We start from the raw sequence: 7094 nt of genomic DNA on the forward strand, positions 1-7094 counted from the left end.
GTTCACTATGTGCAGATCCCAGGGTCAACCGGCTCGCACTGCGGCCTCGATGCGGGCTCCCACCTCCGGATCGATGTTCTTCCAGTACTCGAAGGCGCGCGCCAGGACCGGCTCGCTGACGCCGGCGAGTAAATGCCCGGCGGTGTTGGCGACCAGGCGACTGCGCGCGTCGTCGTCGAGCACGTCGCGGACCAAGGTGCCCGCCTGACCCCAGTCGTCATCCTCGGCGTGCAAGGTATACGCGGTGCGCAGGATCTCGCCGTCGGCCGCCCACTGCGGCTCGGCCTGACCCGGATAGTCCGCGGCGGGACCGCCTTTGGAGTTCGGGGCGTAGACCGGATCGTGTACCGGATCGATGCGCATCGCACCGTCCTTGGAGTAGCTGTGCACCTCGTTGCGCGGCCGGTTGACCGGAATCTGCTGATAGTTGGCCCCGATCCGGGCGCGATGCGCATCGGGGTAGGCGAAGACGCGGCCCAGCAGCATCTTGTCGGGGCTGAACCCGATGCCGGGCACCACGTTGCTCGGTGCAAAGGCCGCCTGCTCGATCTGTGCGTGATGATCGACCGGATTGGTGTGCAGGGTCATGCGCCCGACCTCGATCAGCGGATAGTCGCCGTGCGGCCACACCTTGGTCAGGTCAAACGGGTTGAACCGGTAGTCCTTTGCATCGTCGAAGGGCATCAGCTGCACGTGCAGCGTCCAGCTGGGGTGATCGCCCGCAGCGATCGACTCGAACAAATCCCTCGTGTAGTGGTCGGGGTCAGTCATTGTGAAGCGCGCAGCCTCGTCGTCGGTGAGGCACTCAACGCCCTGATCGGTCTTGAAGTGGTACTTGACCCAGTGCTTCACGCCGTCGGCGTTGACCCACAGGTAGGTGTGCGAGCTGTAGCCGTTCATGTGCCGCCACGTCGACGGTGTACCGCGGTCACCCATCAACCACGCGACTTGATGCGCGGTCTCGGGCGAAAGGGTCCAGAAATCCCACTGCATGTCGTGGTCGCGCAGATTGTTGTCGGCGCGGCGCTTCTGGGAGCGGATGAAGTGCTGGAACTTCAGGGGATCGCGCATGAAGAAGACCGGCGTGTTGTTGCCGACCATGTCGTAGTTGCCTTCGTCGGTATAAAACTTGAGCGAGAAGCCACGGGGGTCGCGCCAGGTATCGGGGCTGCCGCGCTCGCCGGCCACCGACGAAAACCGCGCAACCAATTCGGTTTTGCGGCCCGGCTGCAGGAAGTCCGCACAGGTGTACACGGAAACGTCGCCGGTGGTCTCGAAGGTGCCGAACGCGCCACTGCCCTTCGCGTGCGGCTGGCGCTCGGGGATGCGTTCGCGGTTGAACTGGGCCATCTGCTCGATCAAATAGTGGTCGTGCAGCACGATGGGCCCGTTGGGTCCGACGGTCAGCGACTGGTCGTCGCTACCGGCCGGTGCCCCGGAGTCGCTGGTTGTAGATGGACGTTCCGACATGGCGATCGCCTCCCGGTGGTCGGCTCTGATTGGGCGAAGCAGCGGACCCGGAGCCGGCGAGCCCCCTATCTCGCACCCTACGCCGGTACGAGCGCCCGATAAACCAGATGGAGGGCGACGGTGGTGGCCAGGGTTCGGACGAGGGCCCGGTCACCGGGGAGCCAGCGGGTGATCGTCGTCGTCGCGCGGCCGGCGACGGCCAGCCCGAAGCACACCGTCCCGACCGGTTTGCCGGGCACCGCGCCACCGGGTCCGGCAATCCCGCTGGTGGAGATGGCGATGTCGGCGCCGGTGACGGCTCGGGCCCCGTCGGCCATCGCCGCGGCAACCGGTTCGCTGACCGCGCCATGCTCGTCGATCAGTGCGGCCGGGACCCCGAGCACATCGGTCTTCACCGAGTTCGCGTACGAGACGATGCCGCCGAGGACATACGACGACGAGCCGGCGCGGTCGGTGAGGCGGGCGGCGACCATTCCGCCGGTGCAGGATTCGGCGGTGGCGATCGTCGCGCCGGCGAGGGCGGCGGCCAGCAGATCGTCGAGTGTGGTGCCGTCCGGGGAGAAGATCTCCGTCGAATACTGCTGCCGCAGCAGAGCTTTCAGATCCAGGTAGGTTTGCTCGTCGGCGTGCGGGAACCGGGTGCTGATGTCGAGTTCCCCGCCGCGCATGCACGTCGTGACCTCGAGTGCGCCGAACCCGGGTAGCTCCTGCTCGGCGCGCCGCAGGGTGGTGGCCAGATCTGGTTCGGACAGGCCGAAGGCGCGCAGCTGGCGGTGCTCGACGTCGTCGGCGCGGGCGAGTACCCCGGCGACGGCGGGGGTGGCGAGGGCCGCAGGCCACATGGCCTGCAGTTCCCGCGGGGGGCCCGGCAGGATGAGGATCGCGGGCCGGTCGGCGGCAGCCGCGATGGCGATGCCGGGTGCGGTCCCGGTGGGGGCAATCGGCAGTGCGCCGTCGGGTACGAGGGCTTGCTTGGCGATGGCGGCAGCCAAGGCGTCGGGAAGCTCGTCGACCTCGGCGTAGCGGCGCCAACTGCGGATGATGGCCTCGATTTGCTGGGCGAGCACATCGTCGGCGCGAAGTGGTAGACCGCAGAACGCGGCGACGGTCTCGACGGTGAGGTCGTCGGCGGTGGGGCCGAGGCCGCCGGTGGTGACGATCAGGTCGACCCGCTGGTCGGCGAGGAAGGCCAACTGCGCCGTCAGGTCGCGGGGACGGTCGCCGCAGATCGTTGTATGGGCAACGTCGACGCCGAGTTCGAGGAGCCGCGCGGCGACCCACGGGCCGTTCTGGTCGGCGATCTGTCCGCTGAGGACTTCGGTGCCGGTGACGATGATTCCCGCGCGTGCGCTCACTCTGCCGAGTCTAGGGAAGGGCATCCGCGCGGAATCCTCGTACGCTCGAGGCATGGGACTTCTGACGTTCGGCCTCAACGTCACGCTTGACGGTTGCGTCGACCATGAGGCGGGGATCGCCGACGACGAGACGCACGCCTACTACACCGGACTGATGGACGCCGGCGGCGCAATGCTGTGGGGCCGCATCACCTACGAGATGATGGAGAGCTATTGGCCGGCGGTTGCGCGCGGCGACGAGGACGGGCCGCCGGCGATGCGGGACTGGGCGGCCAAGTTGGAGGCGAAGCCGAAGTACGTGGTGTCGTCGACGCGCCAAGACTTCCCGTGGACCAACAGCCACCACCTCGCCGGTGATCTGCGGGCGGGCGTGCAACAGCTCAAAGATGAGACGCCGACCGGCGTGCTCCTGGGCAGCGGAGCGCTCGCAACTGAACTCGACCGGCTGGATCTGATCGACGAGTACCGGTTCCTCGTCCACCCCAGGATCGCCGGCCGCGGTCCGACTTTGTACCAGAACGGACTGGCCAGCATCCGGCGGCTCGAGCTGGTGTCCTCGACGCCGCTGAGCAATGGTGTGGTTGCCATGCATTATCGGCGCGCGGGTTGAGCCGTCGACGCGCATCGGTAGGTGGGCTGGGCTACGTAGCACTGGCCAACCGGGCCAACGCCGCCACGAACCCAGCGTTGGGACCCGGCCCGCGGACAACCCGACGGACAGCAGTGTCGGCGTCCGCAAGCGCCACCCCGCGCTGCAGCGCATACGCGATCGCCACGGCCGGGGTCCGGCTCTGTGCGGCGACGCAGTGCACCAGAACGCCATGCCCCTCGTCGCGCAGCGCCGCCACCGTCGCAGCGGCGTCGGCGAGCACGAAGTCCAGATTCGGGTTCACCGTCGGCGATGCTTCGTCGATCAGCCGGAACGGCACATGCTCAACCCCGGTGGGCACCTGCGAGGAACCGACCAGACACAGACTCACCACGGCCGAGACCCCGGCGGGTAGCGCGTCCAATGCCAGGGCATCGCCGAGCCATACCCCGTCGTCGTACGGGTGGCGGACGAGGATGCCGGGGGCCTGGTCGGCGTAGTCGATGCGCGCCACCATCGGCCACCCGTATTTGCCGGGCGCACCATCGGTCGCGACATGGGCCAGCCCGACGAGTTGCTCGCCGGTCAGCCCGGGGTATCCGTGCAGGATCCGACGCCACTGCGCGGGAATCGCCGACGCTCCCCATCGCGCGCCGAGTAGCGCGCCGGCGATTGCGGCGACGGTGTCGGTGTCATTGCCGATCCGGATTGCGCGATCGAGCGCCGTACCGAACTGTCGGCACGGACCGTCGGCGGGCGGCGGTGTGTGGACGATCGCCGACCACGCCGCCTGCAGCGCCGAGACCACCCAGCCATTGGGGGTGAACACATTTGGGTCGGATTGTTCGGCCTCGTCGATCCGCTCGGTCCAGTACGCGACGGCGTCGCCGTCGAGGAACGCGAGGCCGCCGCGCAGGTCCAGCTCGCCGTCGACGATGGCCCGCCGAATGGCGAGCGACCACAGCACGCACGCCTCCTGGGCGCGCGGGTCGGCGTGGGTCAGGGTGCTGACGTGACGAGCGGCGTCGACGACGGCGAGTGGGTCGGACAGGTACGGCAGTGCGACGGCGGCGGTGCGCATGAGGGAGCCGTTGCCGGCGGAGTGACTGTTGTTGCGAGCGAAGTCCCGCGAGATCTCGGTGAGTCGTGCTCCGGTGGGTGATGCACCGCCGCGGCTCAGAACGCCGGATGTCTGGGTGCCGATGTCTTTCACGCCGCTGTCGACCCAATCACGGAAGTTCTGAGCGATGGCGGTGAGCCCCTCCTCGGAGCGTAGGTCGAGTCCACGGGCGGCGACGTCGAGGATGCCCCACGCCATGGTGGTGTCGTCGGTCCACTCGCCGGGAGCAAAGGGGCCGAGGCCGCCACCGATCATCTGCGGTCCGTCGGAACCGATTGCGGCCCGGTCGAATTCGTATGGCGCACCGAGGGCGTCGCCGACGGCGGAGCCGAGGACCGCGCCGCATGCGCGGTCGAGTTGTGCGGGAGTCAGGGTCATGTCAGGCCACCTTTGCGCCGGTGCGGTAGGCCAGGTCGTCACGGGTGGACGTCATGGTCTGGAGGAATCTATCGATGAGGACTGACAAGTGGAGCGGGACGAACGGCAGTGCAACCATGGCGGTCTCCTGCCAGACGTCGCGACCGGCCAGCGACCAGCGGCTGAACGTGGCGGTGCGGTTGAGGATCCCGAGTTCCACCTCGGTCGCCCGGCGTGAGTACACGCCGTGCCCGACGCGCGCCATGATCGTGATGGCGGGGAAGTCGGCGTGGACGCGGATCCATACCGGCTGGCCCATGTGGTGCAGCACGAAGTCGCGGTCGTCGTCGACGGCGGGTCGCTCGCCGAACTTTTCGGTCAGTGCATCGCCGACGAGCCGGATCAGCTCGTCGCGGTTGGTCGACAACTGAGCGAGTTCGCCTGTGTCGACTGTGGTGCGTTCCGCGTCGAACTCTTCCCACAGCTTGTCGCTGTCGCGGTCGGGTCGTTGGTCTTCTCGTCGCATGTCTTCTCCTTTAGCTCGTCAAGATAGCTAAAGATTAACACGCTAAACGCGCTAATGTGAAGGGGTGGCGACAGAATCCCTGGAAAACTTCCCCCGACCTGGGGTAACGGTCGACCTCGCCATCCTCACCGTGGCCGGCGCAAGCACCGCGGACCCGCAACTGCGCGTCCTGATCCAGGACCGCGCCGACCCCGACGGGCGCGCCCTGCCCGGCGCGTTCATGCGCGAGCGTCAGACCGTCGCCGACACCGTCGCCGACGTCTTTCGACGCAAAGTCGGCATCACCCCGAGCCGCGACGTGCATCCGCGGCTGCTGCGTCTGTTCGACGAACCGGACCGCGACGACCGTACCTGGGCCATCTCCATCGCCCACGCGGTATCGATTCCGGCGGGGGAGTTGGCGGGCGCGCGCGGCGAACTCATTCCCGTCGGGGACGACGGTGAGTTGGTCGCCGGGTCACCTTTGCTGTTCGATCACGACGAGATCGTGGCCGACGCGGTGCGATCCCTGCGTGAGCGGTACGAGTTCCGGCATCGCTATGCCGACACGCTGCCCGATCCCGATGGGTTCCTGCCTGAGCCGTTCACGCTGCATCAGCTGCGCAAGGTGCACGAGGCGGTGGTTGGCGAGGGGCTGCACAAGGACAACTTCAATCGCCGGATGAAGCCGTTCTTGGCGCCCGTGGTCGACGACGACGGGGAGCCGGTGCTCGCGGAGAGTCTGCGGGGCCGGCCTGCGGCGCTGTATCGGTGCCGGCAGCGACACTCGCGCTAGTCGGGGATGAGGTCCGTGGGTAGCGTATGAAACGACCCCGCCGACCCCGATGAAGGCGCAGAGGGACACTACGAAGGAGCCGTCGTGAACGTGGAGATACCGCGCCTAGAGCACCAGATCGAGATCGACGCCCCGCCTGCGAAGGTGTGGGAACTGATCTCGGATGTGCGCCGGATGAACGAGTGGAGCCCGCAGGTCACCTCGACCCGACTCCGCGCCGGCTATGACACGGTCGCGCTCGGCACCGAGTTCACCAATCGCAACCAGCACCAGGGCCAGGAATGGACCACTCACGCCACGATCGTCCGGTTCGAGCCGGAACAGGCTCTGGCGTTCCGCGTGGCGGAGAACGGCATGGTCTGGGCCTACGAACTCACCCCACTCGGTGACTCCGGAACTCTCCTCACCCAGCGCCGCGAGGCGCCTGAGGGGGTTTCCGAACTCGCCGCCGGCTTCGTCGAGAGCCATCTCGGTGGCGCCGGCACCTTCATGCCCGCCGTCGCTGCCGGCGGACGCGAGACCCTCGAAGCGTTGAAGGCTGCAGCCGAGGCCCCTTGATGCCTCGCGGGCGGAATAGCGATTCTCAGCGGGTGGTGTAGCCGAGTCGGGTGCAGAGTTGGTTTTCGGTGGGTGATAGTGGTGGGCCGGGATCGGTGCTGTCTCTGCGGTTGTTGGTTTTGGCGTTGGCGTCGGTGTTGGTGTCGGGGTCGTGGCTGGTGCGTTCTCGGATGCGGGTGATGGTGTCGCGGGCTAGGTCGTCGGCGTGGTGGGCATTGTTGATGCGGCTGGTGCCGGGCTGGCCGTTGTGGCAGCGCAGCCGCCAGGCGACGCGGCCAGTGTGTGGACCGTGGTGTTGGTAGATCGTTTCCCATTGCAGGGGTTTGTCGCCGACGGCACGATTA

Annotated in this window: 7 protein-coding genes and 1 pseudogene; 3 read left to right on the forward strand and 5 right to left on the reverse strand. The window is 67.7% G+C overall.

The genetic code is table 11. The features are described from left to right. Nucleotides 1–24: 24 nt before the first annotated feature. Both B4M62_RS14665 and B4M62_RS14670 read right to left on the reverse strand, forming a co-directional pair. Entirely contained in the window at nucleotides 25–1470 is a 1446-nt protein-coding gene (locus B4M62_RS14665) for a catalase (RefSeq protein WP_290714294.1), read from the reverse strand. Between the two features lie 77 nt (nucleotides 1471–1547). After that, on the reverse strand, nucleotides 1548–2825 hold the full coding sequence (locus tag B4M62_RS14670) for a competence/damage-inducible protein A (protein ID WP_290714295.1): 1278 nt from the start codon (nucleotides 2823–2825) through the stop codon (nucleotides 1548–1550). 52 nt (nucleotides 2826–2877) lie between these two features. Here B4M62_RS14670 and B4M62_RS14675 point away from each other — a divergent pair, with 52 nt between their 5' ends. After that, entirely contained in the window at nucleotides 2878–3435 is a 558-nt protein-coding gene (locus B4M62_RS14675; RefSeq protein ID WP_290714296.1) for a dihydrofolate reductase family protein, read from the forward strand. A gap of 31 nt (nucleotides 3436–3466) precedes the next feature. Here the strand turns inward: B4M62_RS14675 and B4M62_RS14680 are convergent, their stop codons facing one another. Both B4M62_RS14680 and B4M62_RS14685 read right to left on the reverse strand, forming a co-directional pair. Then, a complete protein-coding gene (locus B4M62_RS14680; protein WP_290714297.1) occupies nucleotides 3467–4912 on the reverse strand; it encodes an ADP-ribosylglycohydrolase family protein in 1446 nt (481 codons plus the stop codon). A gap of 1 nt (nucleotide 4913) precedes the next feature. After that, the gene (locus B4M62_RS14685) at nucleotides 4914–5417 is read right to left on the reverse strand and encodes a T3SS (YopN, CesT) and YbjN peptide-binding chaperone 1 (RefSeq protein WP_290714298.1); all 504 of its coding nucleotides are present in this window, start codon (nucleotides 5415–5417) and stop codon (nucleotides 4914–4916) included. A gap of 64 nt (nucleotides 5418–5481) precedes the next feature. On the opposite strand from B4M62_RS14685, the gene B4M62_RS14690 reads away from it, so the two are divergent. Together B4M62_RS14690 and B4M62_RS14695 are read left to right on the forward strand one after the other, a co-directional pair. Next, nucleotides 5482–6192: an NUDIX hydrolase gene (locus B4M62_RS14690; RefSeq protein WP_290714299.1), complete on the forward strand. Its 711-nt coding sequence runs from the start codon at nucleotides 5482–5484 to the stop codon at nucleotides 6190–6192. Nucleotides 6193–6276: 84 nt separating this feature from the next. After that, complete coding sequence (locus tag B4M62_RS14695; protein ID WP_290714300.1) at nucleotides 6277–6750, forward strand: SRPBCC family protein; 474 nt, start codon at nucleotides 6277–6279, stop codon at nucleotides 6748–6750. 25 nt (nucleotides 6751–6775) lie between these two features. Here the strand turns inward: B4M62_RS14695 and B4M62_RS14700 are convergent. Continuing rightward, nucleotides 6776–7094: pseudogene (locus tag B4M62_RS14700) on the reverse strand (HNH endonuclease); the annotation flags it as partial.

The sequence above is a fragment of the Gordonia sp. UBA5067 genome (assembly GCF_002414845.1).
GTDB lineage: Bacteria > Actinomycetota > Actinomycetes > Mycobacteriales > Mycobacteriaceae > Gordonia > Gordonia defluvii.